This is a genomic window from Streptomyces sp. NPDC029044 (assembly GCF_040637495.1).
Lineage (GTDB): Bacteria > Actinomycetota > Actinomycetes > Streptomycetales > Streptomycetaceae > Streptomyces.
Genome location: NZ_JBEZWN010000008.1, coordinates 1 through 17,817, shown reverse-complemented (window position 1 = coordinate 17,817; position 17,817 = coordinate 1). Strand labels below are relative to the sequence as shown.

Genomic DNA, 17,817 nt, shown 5'->3' with positions numbered 1-17,817 from the left:
CGTCTAGCGTGGCCGGTATGGACGAGCAGCGCGCGCGGAGCGGTCCGCCGAGGGGGTGGCGGCACGGGCCCCCGCCGTGGGTCCGGTGGGAGCGCCCGGCGGCGCGGTGGCCCTGGCGCTCCACGGTCATCGTGACCGTGTTCGTCCTGGTCGGTTCGGGCTTCGCCGCTCACGGCCAGCAGGGCGAGCGGGCGGAACTGGATCTCTTCGCGCGGGTCCTTCTGCTGGTGGCCGGAGGACTGCTGCTGTGGCGCCGGCGGTATCCGGTGGCGGTGGTGTTCGGCACGGCGGCCGCCGTCATGGTCTATCTGGGGGCCGGGTATCCCTACGGGCCGGTGCTCTTCACGGTCGCCCTGGCCTGCTTCAGCGCCGTCGCCGCCGGACACCGCCGGGCGGCCTGGACCGCGATGGGCATGCTCTGGGCCGGGCACGTCCTGGTGGCGCACTGGCTCTTCCGGTGGCTGCCGCCGTCCGGCGACTCGGCCGTCTCCTGGGGGGAGGAGATCGTCGTCGCCACCTGGCTGGTGGCCATCGCGGCGGTGTCGGAGCTGTTCCGCGTCCGGCGCGAGAGCTGGGTCCGCGAACGGGCCGAGCGTGCCGCGGCCGCGCGGCGGCGCGCAGACGAGGAGCGGCTGCGGATCGCCCGGGAGCTGCACGACGTCCTCGCCCACAGCATCTCCGTCATCAACGTGCAGGCCGGGGTCGGCCTCGCGCTGCTCGACACCGACCCCGAACAGGCCCGCACGGCCCTCACCACCATCAAGGACCAGAGCAAGGAGGCGCTCGGCGAGGTGCGCCAGGTGCTCGACACGCTGCGCGCACCCGGCGACGCACCGCGCGCCCCCGCGCCCGGGCTCGAACGACTGCCCGAACTGGCGGAGCAGGCCGCGGGCGCGGGTCTCACGGTCGACGTCGAGGGGAAGCCGCCACGCCTCGCCCCCGGCACGGACCTCGCCGCCTTCCGGATCGTCCAGGAGGCCCTGACCAACGTCGTGCGGCACTCGGGTTCGCGGCACGCGCGCGTACACCTGGCGCACGACGCGCGGGTGCTGCGGCTGCGTGTGGACGACGACGGGCCCGCCACCGGGGACGATGCGGGCGGCAGTGGCAACGGGCTCGCCGGGATGCGGGAGCGGGCCGCCGCCCTGGGTGGCACCATCGAGGCGGGAACCCGCCCGGACGGCGGGTTCCGGGTGCTCGCCGTGCTGCCGCTCACGCCATCCGCCCGCCCGTCTCCCGGACCCGTACAGGAGGACCGGTGATCCGCGTACTGCTCGCCGACGACCAGGCACTGGTACGGGCGGGGTTCCGGGCGCTGCTCGACGCGCAGCCCGACATCGAGGTGGCCGCGGAGGCCGCCGACGGTGCGGAGGCCGTGCGCCGCATCCGGGAACTGCGGCCCGACGTGGTCCTGATGGACATCCGCATGCCCGCCCTCGACGGCCTCGCCGCGACCCGGCAGGTGACCGGCGACCCCGGCCTGAAGGACGTCAGGGTCGTCATGCTCACCACCTTCGAGCTCGACGAGTACGTCTTCGAGGCGATCCGCTCCGGTGCCTCCGGCTTCCTGGTCAAGGACACCGAGCCGGACGAACTCCTGCGCGCCGTCCGGGCGGTGGTCGCGGGCGACGCGCTGCTGTCGCCGGGCGTCACACGGCGACTGATCTCCGAGTTCGCCTCCCGCTCCAAGGAACCGGCGGCGGCCGGCGCCCTGGCCCGGCTCACCGAGCGGGAGCGGGAGGTGATGGCGCTGGTCGGGATCGGTCTGTCCAACGAGGAGATCGCCCGGCGCCTGGTCGTCAGCCCGCTCACCGCGAAGACCCACGTCAGCCGCACGATGGTGAAGCTCGGCGCCCGCGACCGGGCCCAACTGGTCGTGCTCGCCTACGAGTCGGGGCTGGTGCGGCCGGGCTGGCTGGGCTGACCGGCCTTCCGGAATCGGACCAGCACGCTGACGACCCGGACGGCGAAGAGCACCGGCGCGAGCACCAGACCCGCGAGCGGCAGCAGGCGCTCCGGCGTCTCCGGCAGGTCGAAGAGCAGCGCGGGCCCGGCCACGGCCCCGAACACCACCGCCGCCGCGAACGCCGCGCTGCACAGCGCGTACCCGATCTCGACGGTGATCGCGTCCCGTTCGGCCTGCGTACGCCGTCCCCCGTGACTGGTCATACGGCGAGTGAAACAGGGGTGCGCCCGGCGGGCAAGGAAGCCCGCCGGGCGCACGGTCGGAGGCGTACCCCGGTAGCGCTAGTCGCGGACGGCGACGCGCTCCGCCTCCTTCGGGGTGGACTTGGCGACCACGACGGACGGTCCGGAGGACTGCCGGTCCCGGCGGGGTCGCAGGCCCGTGAGGGTGATCAGCAGTCCCGCGAGGGCGACGAGCGTCACGACCACCAGGCCGGGCCGGTAGCTGTCCAGGACGGCCTGCGGAGAGGGGTTGCCGCCCTCGGGGGAGTTCGCGGTGACCACCGCCGTCACCACGGCGAGGAAGATCGCGCCACCGACCTGGACCGAGGTGTTGAGCAGCCCGGAGACCATGCCCTGCTCGTGCTCGTCCACGCCGTTGGTGGCCTGGACGTTGAGGGACGGGAAGGTCAGCGCGAAGCCGGAGCCGACCAGCAGCATCGTCGGCAGGATCACCGCCGCGTAGACCGGGTCGAGGTCGATGCGCAGGAACAGCACGTACCCGGTGACCATCAGCGCGAAGCCCAGCACCATCAGCCGGGCCGTGCCGAAGCGGTCGATGACGGCTCCGACCTTCGTCGCGGACAGCGCCACCAGGGCGCCGGCCGGCAGGAAGGCCAGCGCCGTGTGCAGCGCGGACCAGCCCAGCAGTTGCTGCATGTACAGGGTCACCAAGAACTGGAAGCCGATGTAGCTGCCGACGAACGTCAACGCGCCCAGCTGGGCCCGCACTTGCGGCCCTGAACGCAGCACGCCGAGCCGGATCAGCGGGCTGGGGCTGCGCCGCTCGACGGCCACGAACGCCGCCAGGAGAACGGCCACCGCGGCGAAGGACAGGACGGTGCGGGCCGAGCCCCAGCCCACCTCGGGCGCCTCGACGACGGTGAAGACGAGCAGCAGCATCGAGGCGGTGCCCAGGACCGCCCCGGGGACGTCGTAGCCGCCCTTGCCGCGCTCGCGCTCGGTGCGCGGCAGCAGCTTCATGCCCACGAACAGGGCGATCAGCGCGACGGGGGCGGGCAGGAGCATGGTGAGCCGCCAGCTTGCCTCCGTGAGCAGGCCGGAGAAGACCAGCCCCATCGAGTAACCGGTGGCGCCGCAGGTGGTGTAGATGGCCAGGGCGCGGTTGCGCAGCGGGCCTTCGGGAAACGTCGTGGTGATGATCGACAGGCCGGCCGGGGCCGTGAAGGCCGCGCTCAGGCCCTTGATGAAGCGGCTGGCGATGAGCAGCGGCCCGGAGTCCACGAGACCGCCGAGCAGCGAGGCGAGCGCGAACACGCCGAGGGCCACCAGGAAGACCTGGCGCCGGCCCAGCAGGTCGGCGGCGCGGCCGCCGAGGAGCAGCAGACCGCCGTAGCCCAGGATGTAGCCGCTGACGATCCATTGCAGCGCCGAGGTCGACAGGCCGAGGTCGGCACCGATGGACGGCAGGGCGACGCCGACCATGGACACGTCCAGGGCGTCCAGGAACATCGCGGCGCAGAGCACGAGCAGGGTGCCCCAGAGCCGTGGCGTCCAACGCCCCTCGGACGTGGGGGAGATGAGCGGAGAGGTCATGCCCGGAACACTACATGCGCATGCATGAGATGCAAACGCATTTAATTCAGGTGCAACAATCTTGGTTCTCTGCTACGGTGCGGCGCATGGCGGCTCAGCAGGCCGAGCAGGCGCTCGTGGATCAGTGGCGGGACATTCTTGCGCTGCATGCGCGGACACAGTGCGAACTCGACCGTGCGCTGCACGGCCACGGTTTGTGCGCCAGCGACTTCGAGGTGCTCGACGTCCTCGCCGGGTGCCGCACCCCGAAGGGCACGCCGTCCTACCGCGTCCAGGAGATCTCCGAGCGGGTCCATCTGAGCCAGAGCGCGCTGTCGCGGCTGATCGCCCGGCTGGAGAAGGAGGGGCTCGTCGAGCGCGGCATGTGCCCCGAGGACCGGCGCGGTGTGAAGGTCTGCCTCACGGCGAAGGGGCGCGCGCTGCACGGCGAGGTGCTTCCCGTGCAGCGCGCGGTGCTGGCGCGGATGCTCACCGACGGGTGACCGCCCGTCGGCGGTTGCTCAGATCGCCGACGCCTCCCGCCACAGCACGGCGAGCGCCCGGTCGCCCGTGGCGTCCGGCAGCGGAGCCCGGTTCCACAGTGCCAGGTACAACTCCGCGGCAGGGCCGGACAGTTCGCACTCGGCGTCGCCGGAGGCGTCCCGGGTCGTCACGGGCGGCTCCGGTGACAGCCGTACGGTCCACACCGCGCCGGTGTCCTCCGTGCGGACGCGCAGCACGCGCGGCTCGGGGGTGCGTACCCGGCTCTTGGAGCGGGCGTGGAAGCCGCGCAGCAGTTCGTCGATGCCGTCGGTGGCGAACTCGGGGGTGAGACCGGTCGGGCCGCCGCCGCGCGCGGACTCGGCGTCGACCCGGTGCACGGCCGTCTCGTGCGCCTGCCGACGGGCCCAGAATGCCAGCGGCGTCGGCGCGGGCAGGAAGGTGAAGCACTCCACCTCGGGCGAGGCACCGGCCAGGGTGCCGACGAGGTGCCGGTGGCTGTCCCGGTACCAGGCCACCAGCTCCGCGCCGTCCAGGCCGGTGGGTTCGACCAGTGGACGGCGCTCGGTGAGCTGCTCCGCGACGAACGCGGCGGCCCAGCGGTGCACGGCGCCCGTGTGCCGCAACAGGTCGCGCACCTGCCACCCCGGGCACGTCGGCACCTTGGCGTCGGTCCCGGCCTCCTCGGCGGCCGCGGCCAGCAGCCGGCCTTCCGTCTCCAGTGCTTGAAGGAACTCGGCGGTCTCCATGACGCCGAGTCTTCCGCATGGAGCGCTCTCGAAGCCCGGGGATTCCCGACGGCCGCCCCGGGGGCTACGGCAGCGGTGTCCCGCCCGTCGCGTTGACGATCTCGGCGGTGATGTACGACGCCTCCTGCGAGGCGAGGAAGACGTACGCCGGAGCCATTTCCGCGGGCTGGGCGGGCCGTCCGATGGGGGCCTGCTTGCCGAACGTCTGGGTGTCCGGCAGGGTCGCGGGGATCAGCGGCGTCCACACCGGGCCCGGCGCCACCGCGTTGACGCGGATGCCCTTCTCGATCAGCATCTGCGCCAGCCCCTGCGTGAAGGTGACGATCGCGCCCTTCGTCGTCGCGTAGTCCAGCAGATGGGGACTGGGCTTGTACGCCTGCACCGACGTGGAGTTGATGATGCTGCCGCCCTCGGGGATGTGCGGCAGGGCCAGCTTGCACAGCCAGAACATCCCGTACAGGTTCGTGCGCAGCACCCGGTCGAACTGCTCGGTGGTGATCGCCTCGATGCCGTCGGGCTGGGACATCTGGTACGCCGCGTTGTTCACGAGGACGTCGATCCGGCCGAACTCGTCCACGGCACGCTCGATCAGTGCCCGGCAGTTCTCCTCCTCCCGGACGTCGCACGGGACGGGCACCGCACGGCGGCCGGCCTCCTCGACGAGCCGGGCGGTCTCGGCGGCGTCGTCCTTCTCGTCATCCAGATGGGTGAAGAGCACGTCGGCGCCCTCACGGGCGAACGCGAGGGCGACCGCGCGGCCGATCCCCGAGTCCCCGCCGGTGATCACGGCCTTGCGGCCGGCCAGCCGGCCACTGCCTCGGTAGGAGTCCTCGCCGTGGTCCGGGGGCGGGTCCATCGGGCCCGTCCAGCCCGGGTGCGGCTGGTCCTGGGAGGGAAACTCCGGGGTCGGGTGCTGCTCGCCGGGGTGCTGCTGTTCGGTCACGGGTCTGCCTCCTTGTGCACGTCGTACGGCCCGGTGATCACAACGGGCGTGGCCACGGGTACCCAGGATCACCGGCATAGCCTCTGGCAGCGTCTCCCCTTCAGCCCCCGGCCGCGCGCCGGGCGGCCGCCCCCACCAGGGCGCCCACGGCCGCCGCCACCGCCGCCAGCACCGCCACGCTGGTCAGTGCGGCGGGCAGCGTGAACCAGTCGGCCATGAAACCGATCGCGGGCGGGCCGAGGAGCATGCCCCCGTAGCCCAGGGTCGAGGCCGTGGCGACGCCGCCCGGGCCTGCCAGGGCACCCGCGCGTTCCACCGCCACGGGGAACAGGTTCGCGAGGCCGATGCCCGTGACCGCGTAGCCGAGGAGGGCCGCCCAGAGGGTGGGGGCGAGGGAGCCGAGCAGCATTCCGGCCGCGGCGGTGGCGCCGCCGGCGACGACGGTACGGGTCCGCCCGAGGCGTTCCAGCAGCGTCGTGCCGGTCAGCCGTCCCACCGTCATGGCGAGCGCGAAGCAGGAGTAGCCCGCGGCCGCGGCCCCCGCCGAGGCGTGCAGGTCCTGTTCGAGGTGCAGGGCACCCCAGTCGGCCAGCGCCCCCTCGCCGTACGCGGTGCACCCCGCGATCACGCCGAAGACGATCACCAGCCCCCGGGTGCGGCCGTCCAGGCGGCGCGGGGCGCCCTCGGCGGGCAGCTCCCGATCCGGCGGCGCCGGCGGCTCGTGGCGCAAGAGCGTGGGGCCCGCCGCGGCGGTCACGAGCAGGCCGACGAGGGTGAGCAGCAGCAGGTGCCGCGTGGGGGAGAGGGCCCCCGCGACCAGCCCGCCCAGCCCCGCTCCGACCATGCCGCCCAGGCTGAACGCCGCGTGGAAGCTCGGCATGACCGGCCGCCGCAGCGCGGCCACGAGCTCGACGGCCGCGCTGTTGAAGGCGACGTTGATCCCGCCGTACGCCGCCCCGAAGAGCAGCAGGACCAGGCCCAGCGCGAGCGCCGAGTGGGTCAGTGGGGGCAGGGCGACGCTCAGGGAGAGCAGGACGGCGCAGACGACGGTGACCCGGTGGTTGCCGAAGCGGCGGCACAGCCGCCCCGTGAGGGTCATGGTCACGACGGCCCCGGCGGAGACGCCCAGGAGGGCGAGGCCGAGGGCACTGGCGGAGGCGCCGGTCTGCGCCTTGATGGCGGGAATGCGCACGACCCAGCCGGCGAAGACGAAGCCGTCGAGGGCGAAGAAGACGGTGAGGGCGATCCGGAGCCGGGTGAGGGAGCTGCTGTGTCCCGGCACGTCATTGTGCGTTCGGGATTTGTTTATTTGCGGCACAAACTCAGGCTAGGTGGGTGCGGTGTCGAGGACAAGGTGCGACTCTGGGACGAGACCATCCGCTGAGGTGCGGACCCGTCCGCCGCAGGAGCGCAGGAGGGCACATGGGACGTGACGTGCCGGCCCTGGTGTTCACCCGGGAGGACCGTCGTCGCTACCGGGAGAAGATGCACACCGATCTCGAAGTGCTCGCCCGGATGCTCCACGAGTCGGGGTTCGAGAGCGAGCGCCCCCAGGTGGGGCTGGAGATCGAGCTCAACCTGGTCGACGACGCCGGTCTGCCCGCGATGCGCAACACCGACGTGCTCCAGGCGATCGCCGATCCCGCCTGGTCGAGCGAGCTGGGCCGCTTCAACCTGGAGATCAACATCCCGCCCCGGCAGCTGACGGCCGGCGGGCCCGGTTCCTGGGAGCAGGCGATCCGTGACGCCCTCAACCACGCCGAGGACCGCGCGGCGGCGGTGGGCGCGCACCTGATCATGGTCGGGATCCTGCCGACCCTCGGCGAGTCGGACGTCAGCGAGTCCGCGCTCTCCGGCGACCCCCGGTACCGGCTCCTCAACGAGCAGATCTTCGCGGCCCGGGGCGAGGACCTGCGGATCAGGGTCGACGGCGTGGAGCGCCTGGCGACGTACGCCGACACCATCACTCCCGAGGCGGCCTGCACCAGCACCCAGTTCCATCTCCAGGTCGACCCGAAGGAGTTCCCGCACTACTGGAACGCGGCCCAGGCCATCGCGGGCGTGCAGATCGCCCTCGCGGCGAACTCGCCGTTCCTGTTCGGCAAGGAGCTGTGGCGTGAGACCCGCATCCCCCTGTTCGAGCAGGCCACCGACACCCGCCCCGAAGAGATCAAGGCCCAGGGCGTACGGCCCCGGGTGTGGTTCGGCGAGCGCTGGATCACCAGCGTCTTCGACCTCTTCGAGGAGAACGTGCGCTACTTCCCGGCCCTGCTGCCGCTGTGCGAGGACGAGGACCCGCAGAAGGAGCTGGACAGCGGCGGCGTCCCCCAGCTGGGCGAACTGACCCTCCACAACGGCACGATCTACCGCTGGAACCGTCCCATCTACGCCGTCACCGACAGCGGCCCGCATCTGCGCATCGAGAACCGCGTGCTGCCCGCCGGTCCCACCGTGGCCGACATCATCGCCAACGGCGCCTTCTACTACGGACTGACCCGCGCCCTGGTCGACGAGGACCGCCCGGTGTGGACGCGGATGTCCTTCTCGGTCGCCGAGGAGAACCTGCACACCGCGGCCCGCGACGGCATCGACGCCCGCCTGTACTGGCCCGGCGTGGGCGAAGTGCCGGTCACGGAACTGGTGTTGCGGCGGCTGCTGCCCCTGGCCCACCGGGGTCTGGAGCTGACCGGCATGGACGCCGCGTGGCGCGAGCCCCTGCTCGGCATCATCGAGCAGCGCTGCGTCACCGGCCGCAACGGCGCCCAGTGGCAGGCGGAGATGGTGCACCACCTGGAGAAGGCCGGCATCTCCGACCGGCATGAGGCACTGCGGCAGATGACCAGGACGTACATGGACTACATGCACATGAACGCGCCCGCGCACACCTGGCCAGTGGACTGACCGGGGGCCCGCCATCCGGATCACGGCGCCTCGACCGGCGCTGCCGGGTTCCCGCGGCCTGATCCGAACCAGGGCCGGCCGTGCCACTGGGCGGCGGCCGTCAGGGGCACGGGTGCGGGTACCCGTGCCGATGTCGTCAGCTCGATCCGGCGTCCCTCGGCCGCCGAACGCAGCAGCGCGGTCATCGTCTCCAGCACATGCAGGGCGAGTTCGCCACCGGCGCGCGGCGGCCGCGACGCGTCGGCGGTGAGGAAGTCCAGCAGTCCGAGGCCGCGGGAGCCGTCCGCGTAGCCCGCGGACACCGGGAGGGCCCGCCACCCCGTGTCGCCGAGCGCGTGGAGGCGCACCTCGCCGTCGAAGCGGTTCGGGTCGGGCACCGCCAGGGTGCCGCTGTCGCCGTGCACCTCGATCGGAGCGGCCGTGGTGGCCACGCCGTCGAAGCTCGTCGTGAGCGTTGTCAGCGTCCCGTTCACGTGCTCCAGCACTCCGGAGACATGGCTGTCCACCTCGACCGGTATGCGCTCGCCCGCGCGCGGCCCGGAACCGATCACGCGCTCGGCACGCAGCCGCCCGGCCGCCCCGGTCACCGCACGCACCGGCCCCAGCAGATGGACCAGGGACGACAGGTAGTAAGGCCCCATGTCCAGCAGCGGGCCACCACCGGCCGTGTAGTAGAAGTCGGGGTGGGGGTGCCAGCGTTCATGCCCCGGCGTGACCATAACGGCCGAGGCGAACTGGGGGCGTCCGATCCTCCCCGCCTCCACGGCCGCCCGTGCGGTCTGGATGCCCGTGCCCAGCACGGTGTCCGGGGCACAACCCACCCCGGTACCCGCCCGGGCGGCGGCTTCCAGGACGGACCGGGCGTCCTCCAGGTCAGCCGCCAGCGGCTTCTCCCCGTAGACGCTCTTGCCGTGACGGATCGCCCCGAGGGCTATCCCTGCGTGGGCCGCCGGGGTGGTCAGGTTCAGCACCGTGTCCACGTCCGGGCTGCTCAGCAGCTCCTCCACCGACAGCGCCCGGGCGCCCGGCAGTTCGGCGGCGGTCGCGGCCGACCGGGAGTCGTCGAGGTCGGCGACCGCGGTGACGCGAACCCCGGGGCGGCCGGCGAGCGTGTCCAGGTACGCGCGGGAGATGACGCCGAGTCCTACGACCCCGACGCGGTGCGCGTCGCCCACACCATGCCCCTTTCGATGATGGTGCGGACGTGGGGGTGCTCCAGCACGTCGACGCTGTGCCCCGGCGTCGTCACCACGATCCGCCCGGCACCCCACCGGCGGGTCCAGACCGCCGGTGACGTGACCGGCCGGTGCCAGGGCTGCCACGGCCGGGTGGGATGCGTGGTGGTGGCCAGGACGTCCACGAGGTCGTCGTGGAGCACCCAGTACTGCTCGGTGTCGAGCGTGAAGTCCTCGATGCCCGCCGTGATCGGGTGCGCGCGGCCGGCTTCCGTGAGCGTGATGGTGTGCGGCAGGAAGTTGTCGTCCGCCGCACCCCGGCGCTCGCACGGCTCCTTGCCGGGGTGCGTGGCGAACTGGCCGCCCACCAGGTGCAGATAGTCCGAGGAGGCGCGGAACGAGTCGGCGATGCCGCCGTGCCAGCCGGTGAAGCCGGTCCCGGCCGCGACCGCGGAGGTCAGTCCCGCCAGCTGCTCGCGGGTGATCTCCGACATCGTCACGCACTGCACGACCAGGTCCGTGGCGGCCAGTTCGGCGGCATCGGCGTAGACCTCGGTCGATTCCTCGACCCGCACGGCGTACCCGTTGCTCCGGAGGAAGGGCAGGAACAGTTCCGTGGCCTCGACCGGCTGGTGCCCTTCCCAGCCGCCCCGCACCACCAAGGCTCTCTTCTGCGTCATCGTGATCTCACTATGCGCCGGTCGCCGGCGCTCCGAAAAGAGGGCCGGACCTCACGAAAGTTTCGCGGCGGCGGCCCGGGCCGAGACCGTCCAGCAGGCCGCGGTGTAGCGGACCTCCGTCCCCTGCACGAAGGGATCGAAGGCGGGCCGGACCGCCTCGACGATCCGCGCCCGGGTGTCTTGATCGGCCCCGGGCAGGAGCATGCCGAGCGGACCGAGCCGCGTGAAGTAGGTGACGAGGTCCTTCTCGGGCAGGGCGCAGAGCACGTCGACCGGCTGGATGTCGATCCCGGCCCAGCCGCTCTCCGCCAGGATGCGGTGGACACGCTCCGGGTCGGCGAACGCGAACTGGCCCGGCTGGTCCGGCCGGCGGGCGGGCAGGTCCGGCAGGAACGGGGCCGCGGCGCGCTCGGCCGTGGTCATGAACGGGTTCTCCTCGGGCCCCCGCCACACCACGCACCGCAGCCCGGCCCCGTCCCTCACCGTGCTCCGCAGATTGGTGAACGCCCGCACCGGGTCGTTGAAGAACATGACGCCGAAGCGCGAGACGACGGCGTCGAAGGCACCTGGCTCGAACGCGTACTCCTGCGCGTCGGCCTGGATGAAGGACGCCGGTACGCCCTCCCGCTCGGCGTGCGCCCGGGCCGCCTCGATCATCGGCCCCGAGATGTCGACCCCGACGCAGTGACCTGCCCTGCGGGCGACGGCCCGGGTGATGCCGCCCGTGCCGCAGCCGACGTCGAGCACACTGCCCGCGTGTTCGGCGGCGACCGCGTCGACGAGCAGCTCCTCGAACGGCCTGAACATCTCGTCCAGCACCTCCTGGAGATCCACCCATGCGTTGCCGGCGGGCCCGTTCCAGCGGGTGGCCTGCTCGTCGTCGGACCTGCGTGAGGCATCCATCTTCGTCTCTCCCTCTGCTTGCCTTCGTCGGGACGGGATGACAGCGTTCTACTTCAAGTCGACTTGAGGTCAAGACAATGACAGACCTGGACATCGCCGAAGTGGCGCACCGCGCCGGTGTGCCCGCCTCGACCCTGCGCTTCTACGAGGAGAAGGGGCTCATCGCATCCATCGGCAGGCGCGGGCTGCGGCGTCAGTACGACCCCGGGGTGCTGGAGCGGCTCGCGCTGATCGCGCTGGGGCGGACGGCCGGGTTCTCGCTCGACGAGATCGCGCAGATGTTCGCCCCGGACGGGCAGCCGCGGATCGACCGGCGGATGCTGTCCGCCAAGGCGGACGAACTGGACCGCAGGATCCGCGAGCTGGGCGTCCTGCGGGACTCCTTGCGGCATGCCGCCGCCTGTCCCGCACCCAGCCACCTGGAGTGCGGCACCTTCCGCCGCCTGATCGACGCGGCGGCGTCCGGCGGTGTCGCCGCGCTGGAACGGCGGGTGCCCGGCCGTCGTTGACGGGCCCGCGCGCTCTTGGTCCAAAACTGGCTCGTGCTTTGCCCGATTCCCGTCGCCGCGTCCCTAGCCTCGGCTGCGGACTTCGGGAGGCCACCGTGCTGAAAACCGTGAGAGGGCAGGCAGCGGGTCTGACCAAGGACCAGCGCAACGCCTTCGTGGCCGCCTATCTCGGCTGGGCCATGGACGCGTTCGACTACTTCCTGGTCGTGCTCGTCTATAGCGAGATAGCCGACGACTTCCATGTCTCCCTCACCGACATGGCCTTCCTCACCACCGCGACGCTGGTGATGCGGCCGGTCGGCGCGCTGCTGTTCGGCATGTGGGCGGACCGCCGGGGCCGCCGCGTCCCGCTCATGGTCGACGTCGTCTTCTACTCGATCGTCGGCTTCGCCTGCGCCTTCGCGCCCAACTACACCGTCCTGCTGGTGCTGCGCCTGCTCTACGGCATCGGCATGGGCGGCGAATGGGGTCTGGGCGCGGCCCTGGCCATGGAGAAGATCCCCACCGAACGGCGTGGGTTCTGGTCGGGCCTGCTCCAGAGCGGCTACTCGCTGGGGTATCTCCTGGCCGCCGTGGCGTTCTTCGTCATCGAGCCCGTCTTCGGCTGGCGCGGCCTGTTCGCGTTCAGCCTGCTGCCCGCCCTGGTCGCGCTGTGGGTGCGCAGCCGGGTGGAGGAGAGCGAGGTGTGGGAGAAGAGCGTCGCGCTCAACCGCACCCCGGCGCACCAGGTGTTCAGAAACCCCGCGGTGCTGCGGCGCTTCGTCTACCTGGTCGCGCTGATGACCGCCTTCAACTGGATGTCGCACGGCACCCAGGACATCTACCCGACCTTCGTGAAGAAGGGCCTCGACCTGTCGGCGAACACGTCGATCGCGATCGCGGTGGTGTACAACATCGGTGCCATGATCGGCGGGGTGGTGCTCGGCGCCTACTCCGAGCGGCTGGGCCGCCGCCGGACCATCATGATCGCTGCGGCCGCCGGCCTCGTCGTGGTGCCGTTCTTCGTACTGTCCACCACCGTGGGCTGGCTGATGCTGTCGTCCTTCCTCATGCAGGTGTGCGTGCAGGGCGCGTGGGGCGTCATCCCGGCGCATCTGACCGAGATGAGCCCGGACGCCGTCCGCGGCTTCTACCCGGGCGTCACCTACCAGCTCGGCAATCTGATCGCCGCGCTCAACCTGCCGATCCAGGAGGCCCTCGCCGAGCGCCACGGCTACCCGTCGGCGATGGCGTGGACCATCGTGCCCACCCTGGCCGTGGTGATCCTGCTGAGCGCACTCGGCAAGGAGGCCAAGGGGATCCGCTTCGGAAGCGGCTCGGTGACGGCGCCGAGCGCTGCGGCGACCGGCACGGCGCAGTCCTGAACGGAAGGGGCGCACCCGAGCACCGCGTGCCCGGACACGACCGCGTCCCGCGTTTTGGATCATTCCTTCTCCTGCGCTGCACGAGCGTTGTACGGGTGCTAACCCGCCCCCCGCAAGAGTGGAATCACCGCTTCCCGCCACGGAGAGCGGCCATCGAAAGGGGACGGCCACATGGGTACCTCCACACCACCGCGACGCAGGGCCATACTCACCGGTGGGCTGGCTGCCGGCGCAGCGCTGCTCACCGCCTGCTCGTCGAAGGACACCGCCGGCACGGGCAAGGCCGCCGCGGCGGCGGGCACGCCCTCGCCCTCTCCCGCGGCGGCCGCGCGACCCGACTCGCCCTGGTCCGCGTTCTCACGGCTGATGGACGGCAACAAGCGCTGGGTGGACGGCGAACTCCAGCACCCCGACCGCGATCCGAAGCGGCGCGAGTTCGTCGCCGAGGAGCAGGACCCGTACGGCGTGATCCTCTCCTGCATCGACTCCCGCGTGCCGCCGGAGCTCGTCTTCGACACGGGCCTCGGCGACCTGTTCGTGATGCGCACCGGGGGACAGGTGGTCGGACCGGTCGTCGTCGGTTCCGTGGAGTACGGCCCGATGACGTCCGGCACGCCGCTCGTCGTGGTCCTCGGCCACCAGCGGTGCGGCGCGGTCAAGGCGGCGTACGAAGCACTGAGGGACCGCAAGCCGCTGCCCGGCAACCTCCAGTCGATCGCCGAAGCCCTGCGGCCGGCCTACCGGGAGACGGTCAAGAGGCAGCACGCCGACCCCGTCGACGCGATGGTCCGGATCCACACCGAGCAGACCGCCGCCGGCCTGCGGACCAACAAGGACCTCGCACCGCTCGTGAAGAAGGGCGACCTGGCCGTCGTCAGCGCCTACTACTCGCTCGACACCGGCCGTGTGGAGGTCCTCACCGGCGCCCCCTCCGCCTGACCGGAGGCCCCGTGGAGGCCGGGCGGGAAAAACGTTCCACGCCCGGTCACGGTATACTTGCGGCGCCCATGAAGACCATCGTCGTGCCTGGTCGCGCGGCTGCAACAGCGAGGGGGTGGACGCCGTTCCGGCACGCCCCGCCCGCATCCAGGACGTCGCAGCCGCCGCCGGGGTCTCGGTGTCCACGGTGTCGAACGTGCTCAACCGGCCCGAGCGGGTCACCGCGCAGACCGCCGAACGCGTCCGCGTAGCCGTCGCCGCGCTCGACTACGTCCCCCACCCGGGTGCCGCCGGACTGCGCACCGGTCACTCCTCCGCGATCGGGCTGGTCCTGCCCGACATCACCAACTCCTTCTACGCGCGCATCGCACGGGGCGCCGCCGACGCGGCCTACGACCACGGCTACGCGCTCGTCCTGTGCCACAGCGGGGACGCCCCCGAACGGGAGCAGGGGTACTTCAGCATGCTCGTCGAGCAGCGGGCCGTCGGCGTCGTCGTCGTACCGCTCGGCGCCGACCCGGGCCGGCTGGCCCGGCTGCGCGAACGGGGCATCCCGCTCGTCCTGGCCGACCGTGCGATGCCCGACCGGGAGGGCTGCTCGGCCTCCGTCGACGACATCGCCGGCGGCCGCATCGCCGTGCAGCACCTCCTCGACAGCGGGGCCCGCGACATCCTCGTCGTCAACGGCGAGCGCGGCATACGCCAGTGCGCCGACCGCTACCAGGGCGCCCGGCAGGCCGTCCGCAGTCGGCGCGAGGCCCGGCTCGGCCAGGTCGTCGCCGAGCGGATGACCGTCGCCTACGGCACGGAGATCGCCCGCGGGCTGGAGGACCTGCCCGACGGGGTGTTCTGCACCAACGACTTCCTCGCCGCCGGCCTCTGCCGGGGGCTGACCGAACGCGGCGTGCGCATCCCCGAGGACGTGCAGGTCGTCGGCTACGGCGACCTCGATGTCGCGACCTTCGGGGCGACGACCCTGACGACGGTCCGGCAGCCGGTGGAGGACCTCGGCCGGGCAGCGGTGGAGATGCTGCTCGACGAGATCGAGGCCCGCGCGGACCACCTCCACGAGACCCGCGTCTTCGCCCCGGGCCTCGTCCTGCGCGACTCCACGCGGCCGCCCGCGGACGACTAACCCCGGCACGGAATCCGCAGCGTCACCGGCCCCCACAGCCCCGACGGCAGCTGCGAGGGGAAAGCCCAGGCGGTCGGGGTGGCCTCCGCGAGGTACGGCGCCAGTGTGCCCCGGACCGTCACCTCCAGCCGGACCGTCCGCCCCGCGGCACCGCGCAGCGGGAAGCGGTACGGCGCGCAGAACGCCTCCCCGGCGAACTCCCCGTCGACCGACACCTCCACGCTGCCCCGGACCCGCCCCAGATCGAGCACCGGATCGGGCCCGGGCGGCACCTCCATCGCGCGCGCGTACGTCACACCCCCGCTCCAGCCGCCCAGCCCCCGCTCGCGCCAGTCGCCCAGCTCCAGCGGCGCCGGCACCGTCCGCACCCGGACCGGCCCGTGCCAGGCGGAGCCGCCCCGCAGGACGGCCGTGGGCTCGGTGACCACCTCGACCCGGGTGGGTGCCCGGAGCGGCTCATGGAGCGTCAGCCGGCCGCCCGTCACGGCCCGCTCCCCTCCGTCCCCGACCCGCACGCGCGCCTCCAGCGCCAACGGCAGCTCCAGCGACACCGTTCCCGGCGGCACCGTGAAGCGGAAGCGCTGCGGCGACGCCCGGAGGTCGTCGGTGGACCGCGACGGCCGTACGGCACCGCCGAGCACCGGACGGCCGCCCAGCCACGCGGTGTCCGGAAGCGGGTGCGGCCGCACGGCGGCGTGGCAGTGCTGCAACTCGCCCCGCCTGCGCTCGTCCTCGACGGTCCGGCCCCGCCACGCGCCCGTCTCCGCCTCCCAGCCGGCGCCGCTGACCAGGGCCGTCACCCCGTTCCCCGACGAGGCCACCAGATCGACGAACACCGCGTCCCGGACACCGGCGCTGTCGGCCACCACCTCCAGCGTGTGCCCGCCCGGCCCGAGTTCGGGCTCGTGACGGAAGAACATCGGCACGGCACCCCAGTCCGCCTCGTAGTACTCCGCCTTCTCCTGCCGCGCCACCACCCGGCCGTCGAGCAGCACGGTCAGCGCCGAGGCGGCACCCACGACGAGCACCGCCCGCGCACCGCCGGCCGGTACCCGGAAGCCGGCGCGGTAGGTGACGCGGCCGTCGGGCCGGACTCCGTCCGGCGGGCGCATGAACCGCGGCCGGGGCCCGAAACCGCCCGGTCCGGACAGGCAGAAGAAGCTGCCGAGCGGAGTGCCGGCGGCCGCCGAGATCGACGAGGGACGGTCCTGGGCGTCCGACAGCTCGTATTCGAGCACATTGCGGTCGCGGTGCACGGTGACCGGGGCGGAGGCCAGGTAACCGCCGCCGTACGGGCCCAGCGGCTCCCCGTTCCACCACACCCGTTTGACCGCCTCCGCACCGACGTGCAACTCGGCGGGCCCCCGGTGTCCGGTCTCCACGATCGCCCGGACCCGGGCCACCGTGCCGCCGGCCGGCACGGGGACGTGTACGAACTCCTCGTTCACCAGGCCCTTGGTGCCCAGCAGCCCGCCCTGGTCGGGCATGCCGCGGCTCGACGAGTACACCGCGGTCTCCCAGCCCGAGCCCGGCGGCACGAGGGGCACCCGACCGGCCAGGATCCGCTCCACGCAGGCCGCGTCCAGCGGCTCGGGAGCCTGCTCGCGCGGCACCGGGGGCAGCAGCCGGACCCGGTTGCCGTAGGTGACCCGGCTCGGCTCCCACACCGTCCCCTCGGTCCACTCCATGGTCCAGATCTGCGGCTCCGCCACGGACGCTCCCGGGGGCAGTGCGAGATCGCCCCAGGTGTTGTCCATCGTGGGCACCAGCCGCCCCTGCCAGCCGGCCGAGACGTCGAGCACCCGGACCGCCGTCCCACCCGCGGCGGACACCGGTCCCGGACGGCCCTCACGCCACACGACCAGGGCCGCCGGGGCGCCGTCCAGCGGCACCTCGATGACCGAGCGGGCACCGTCGGCGCAGACCGTGACGCGCGCCGGGCTGCGGGAGCCGGTCGCCGGGTTCCAGACCTCGGCCTCCGCGACGCCCGCCCGGACGGTGACGGACGAGGTGCGCACGGGCTCGGGCGCGGAACCGGGCGGGCGCAGCGGATGTGCGCCGATCTCCGGGAAGGCGGCGGTCACCAGCGCCACCGCCTGATTCCCCTTCCGCCGGACGAGCAGCGGCACCTCGCCCGTCGCGGGCCCGGCCGCGTCGGCCACCGCCTCGGCGGCGGCCCCGGGGTCGCTCACCCGCTCCAGCCGGGGATGGGCGAGCAGGGCCGCCACCGCCGAGTCGTCACCGGACCGCCCCGCGGCGGCCGGGGGGCCGCCACCGCCGAGTCGTCACCGGACCGCC

The 17,817-nt window shown here is 72.9% G+C and carries 16 protein-coding genes and 1 pseudogene; 8 read left to right on the top strand and 9 right to left on the bottom strand.

Annotated features, from left to right (window positions below; all coding sequences use genetic code 11):
* Window positions 1-17: 17 nt before the first annotated feature.
* Both AB0E85_RS09850 and AB0E85_RS09845 read left to right on the top strand, forming a co-directional pair.
* A complete protein-coding gene (locus tag AB0E85_RS09850) occupies window positions 18-1,262 on the top strand; it encodes a sensor histidine kinase (RefSeq protein WP_361924443.1) in 1,245 nt (414 codons plus the stop codon).
* Window positions 1,259-1,924, top strand: coding sequence for a response regulator transcription factor (locus tag AB0E85_RS09845; protein ID WP_033307086.1), 666 nt, complete (start codon window positions 1,259-1,261; stop codon window positions 1,922-1,924). The genes AB0E85_RS09850 and AB0E85_RS09845 overlap by 4 nt, the downstream gene beginning before the upstream one ends.
* Here the strand turns inward: AB0E85_RS09845 and AB0E85_RS09840 are convergent.
* Together AB0E85_RS09840 and AB0E85_RS09835 are read right to left on the bottom strand one after the other, a co-directional pair.
* The gene (locus AB0E85_RS09840; RefSeq protein ID WP_361924440.1) at window positions 1,885-2,169 is read right to left on the bottom strand and encodes a DUF6332 family protein; all 285 of its coding nucleotides are present in this window, start codon (window positions 2,167-2,169) and stop codon (window positions 1,885-1,887) included. The two genes, AB0E85_RS09845 and AB0E85_RS09840, sit on opposite strands and share 40 nt — an antisense overlap.
* A gap of 78 nt (window positions 2,170-2,247) precedes the next feature.
* Window positions 2,248-3,741 (bottom strand): MFS transporter, encoded by a 1,494-nt coding sequence (locus AB0E85_RS09835; protein WP_361924438.1) that lies wholly within the window; start codon window positions 3,739-3,741, stop codon window positions 2,248-2,250.
* Between the two features lie 86 nt (window positions 3,742-3,827).
* On the opposite strand from AB0E85_RS09835, the gene AB0E85_RS09830 reads away from it, so the two are divergent.
* Window positions 3,828-4,223, top strand: coding sequence for a MarR family transcriptional regulator (locus AB0E85_RS09830; protein WP_361924436.1), 396 nt, complete (start codon window positions 3,828-3,830; stop codon window positions 4,221-4,223).
* Between the two features lie 18 nt (window positions 4,224-4,241).
* On the opposite strand, the gene AB0E85_RS09825 is transcribed toward AB0E85_RS09830, so the two are convergent.
* From AB0E85_RS09825 to AB0E85_RS09815, 3 genes are all read right to left on the bottom strand, one after another.
* On the bottom strand, window positions 4,242-4,970 hold the full coding sequence (locus AB0E85_RS09825; protein WP_361924434.1) for a maleylpyruvate isomerase family mycothiol-dependent enzyme: 729 nt from the start codon (window positions 4,968-4,970) through the stop codon (window positions 4,242-4,244).
* A gap of 64 nt (window positions 4,971-5,034) precedes the next feature.
* Window positions 5,035-5,913, bottom strand: a complete 879-nt coding sequence (locus tag AB0E85_RS09820) for an SDR family oxidoreductase (RefSeq protein ID WP_361924432.1) — start codon at window positions 5,911-5,913, stop codon at window positions 5,035-5,037.
* Between the two features lie 100 nt (window positions 5,914-6,013).
* Window positions 6,014-7,195, bottom strand: coding sequence for an MFS transporter (locus AB0E85_RS09815; RefSeq protein ID WP_361924430.1), 1,182 nt, complete (start codon window positions 7,193-7,195; stop codon window positions 6,014-6,016).
* A 140-nt stretch (window positions 7,196-7,335) separates the two neighbouring features.
* On the opposite strand from AB0E85_RS09815, the gene AB0E85_RS09810 reads away from it, so the two are divergent.
* On the top strand, window positions 7,336-8,814 hold the full coding sequence (locus AB0E85_RS09810) for a glutamate-cysteine ligase family protein (protein ID WP_361924428.1): 1,479 nt from the start codon (window positions 7,336-7,338) through the stop codon (window positions 8,812-8,814).
* 20 nt (window positions 8,815-8,834) lie between these two features.
* Here AB0E85_RS09810 and AB0E85_RS09805 read toward each other — a convergent pair whose 3' ends face one another.
* Genes AB0E85_RS09805 through AB0E85_RS09795 form a run of 3 tightly spaced genes read right to left on the bottom strand, consistent with a single transcriptional unit; the run spans window position 8,835 to window position 11,572 of the window.
* Entirely contained in the window at window positions 8,835-9,989 is a 1,155-nt protein-coding gene (locus tag AB0E85_RS09805) for a Gfo/Idh/MocA family oxidoreductase (protein WP_361924426.1), read from the bottom strand.
* Window positions 9,959-10,669, bottom strand: a complete 711-nt coding sequence (locus AB0E85_RS09800) for a ThuA domain-containing protein (protein ID WP_361924424.1) — start codon at window positions 10,667-10,669, stop codon at window positions 9,959-9,961. Before AB0E85_RS09800 ends, AB0E85_RS09805 begins: the two co-directional genes overlap by 31 nt.
* A 51-nt stretch (window positions 10,670-10,720) precedes the next feature.
* Window positions 10,721-11,572 carry a class I SAM-dependent methyltransferase gene (locus AB0E85_RS09795; RefSeq protein ID WP_361924422.1) on the bottom strand — a complete coding sequence of 284 codons (852 nt, stop codon included), beginning with the start codon at window positions 11,570-11,572 and terminating at the stop codon, window positions 10,721-10,723.
* A gap of 77 nt (window positions 11,573-11,649) precedes the next feature.
* On the opposite strand from AB0E85_RS09795, the gene AB0E85_RS09790 reads away from it, so the two are divergent.
* From AB0E85_RS09790 to AB0E85_RS09775, 4 genes are all read left to right on the top strand, one after another.
* Complete coding sequence (locus AB0E85_RS09790; protein WP_361924420.1) at window positions 11,650-12,081, top strand: helix-turn-helix domain-containing protein; 432 nt, start codon at window positions 11,650-11,652, stop codon at window positions 12,079-12,081.
* Window positions 12,082-12,176: 95 nt separating this feature from the next.
* On the top strand, window positions 12,177-13,445 hold the full coding sequence (locus AB0E85_RS09785; protein ID WP_361924418.1) for an MFS transporter: 1,269 nt from the start codon (window positions 12,177-12,179) through the stop codon (window positions 13,443-13,445).
* 171 nt (window positions 13,446-13,616) lie between these two features.
* Window positions 13,617-14,384 carry a carbonic anhydrase gene (locus tag AB0E85_RS09780; protein ID WP_361924416.1) on the top strand — a complete coding sequence of 256 codons (768 nt, stop codon included), beginning with the start codon at window positions 13,617-13,619 and terminating at the stop codon, window positions 14,382-14,384.
* A gap of 115 nt (window positions 14,385-14,499) precedes the next feature.
* A complete protein-coding gene (locus tag AB0E85_RS09775) occupies window positions 14,500-15,519 on the top strand; it encodes a LacI family DNA-binding transcriptional regulator (RefSeq protein WP_361924414.1) in 1,020 nt (339 codons plus the stop codon).
* Here the strand turns inward: AB0E85_RS09775 and AB0E85_RS09770 are convergent.
* Window positions 15,516-17,777: pseudogene (locus AB0E85_RS09770) on the bottom strand (hypothetical protein); the annotation flags it as partial. The gene AB0E85_RS09775 and the pseudogene AB0E85_RS09770 sit on opposite strands and share 4 nt — an antisense overlap.
* Between the last annotated feature and the right edge of the window lie 40 nt (window positions 17,778-17,817).

What these genes read in the sequence shown, in the direction of transcription:
- AB0E85_RS09840 (WP_361924440.1), bottom strand. Translation starts at nt 2,169, where the DNA reads ATGACCAGTCACGGGGGACGGCGTACGCAGGCCGAACGGGACGCGATC.
- AB0E85_RS09825 (WP_361924434.1), bottom strand. Translation starts at nt 4,970, where the DNA reads ATGGAGACCGCCGAGTTCCTTCAAGCACTGGAGACGGAAGGCCGGCTG.
- AB0E85_RS09795 (WP_361924422.1), bottom strand. Translation starts at nt 11,572, where the DNA reads ATGGATGCCTCACGCAGGTCCGACGACGAGCAGGCCACCCGCTGGAAC.
- AB0E85_RS09800 (WP_361924424.1), bottom strand. Translation starts at nt 10,669, where the DNA reads ATGACGCAGAAGAGAGCCTTGGTGGTGCGGGGCGGCTGGGAAGGGCAC.
- AB0E85_RS09835 (WP_361924438.1), bottom strand. Translation starts at nt 3,741, where the DNA reads ATGACCTCTCCGCTCATCTCCCCCACGTCCGAGGGGCGTTGGACGCCA.
- AB0E85_RS09780 (WP_361924416.1), top strand. Translation starts at nt 13,617, where the DNA reads ATGGGTACCTCCACACCACCGCGACGCAGGGCCATACTCACCGGTGGG.
- AB0E85_RS09830 (WP_361924436.1), top strand. Translation starts at nt 3,828, where the DNA reads ATGGCGGCTCAGCAGGCCGAGCAGGCGCTCGTGGATCAGTGGCGGGAC.
- AB0E85_RS09790 (WP_361924420.1), top strand. Translation starts at nt 11,650, where the DNA reads ATGACAGACCTGGACATCGCCGAAGTGGCGCACCGCGCCGGTGTGCCC.
- AB0E85_RS09810 (WP_361924428.1), top strand. Translation starts at nt 7,336, where the DNA reads ATGGGACGTGACGTGCCGGCCCTGGTGTTCACCCGGGAGGACCGTCGT.
- AB0E85_RS09850 (WP_361924443.1), top strand. Translation starts at nt 18, where the DNA reads ATGGACGAGCAGCGCGCGCGGAGCGGTCCGCCGAGGGGGTGGCGGCAC.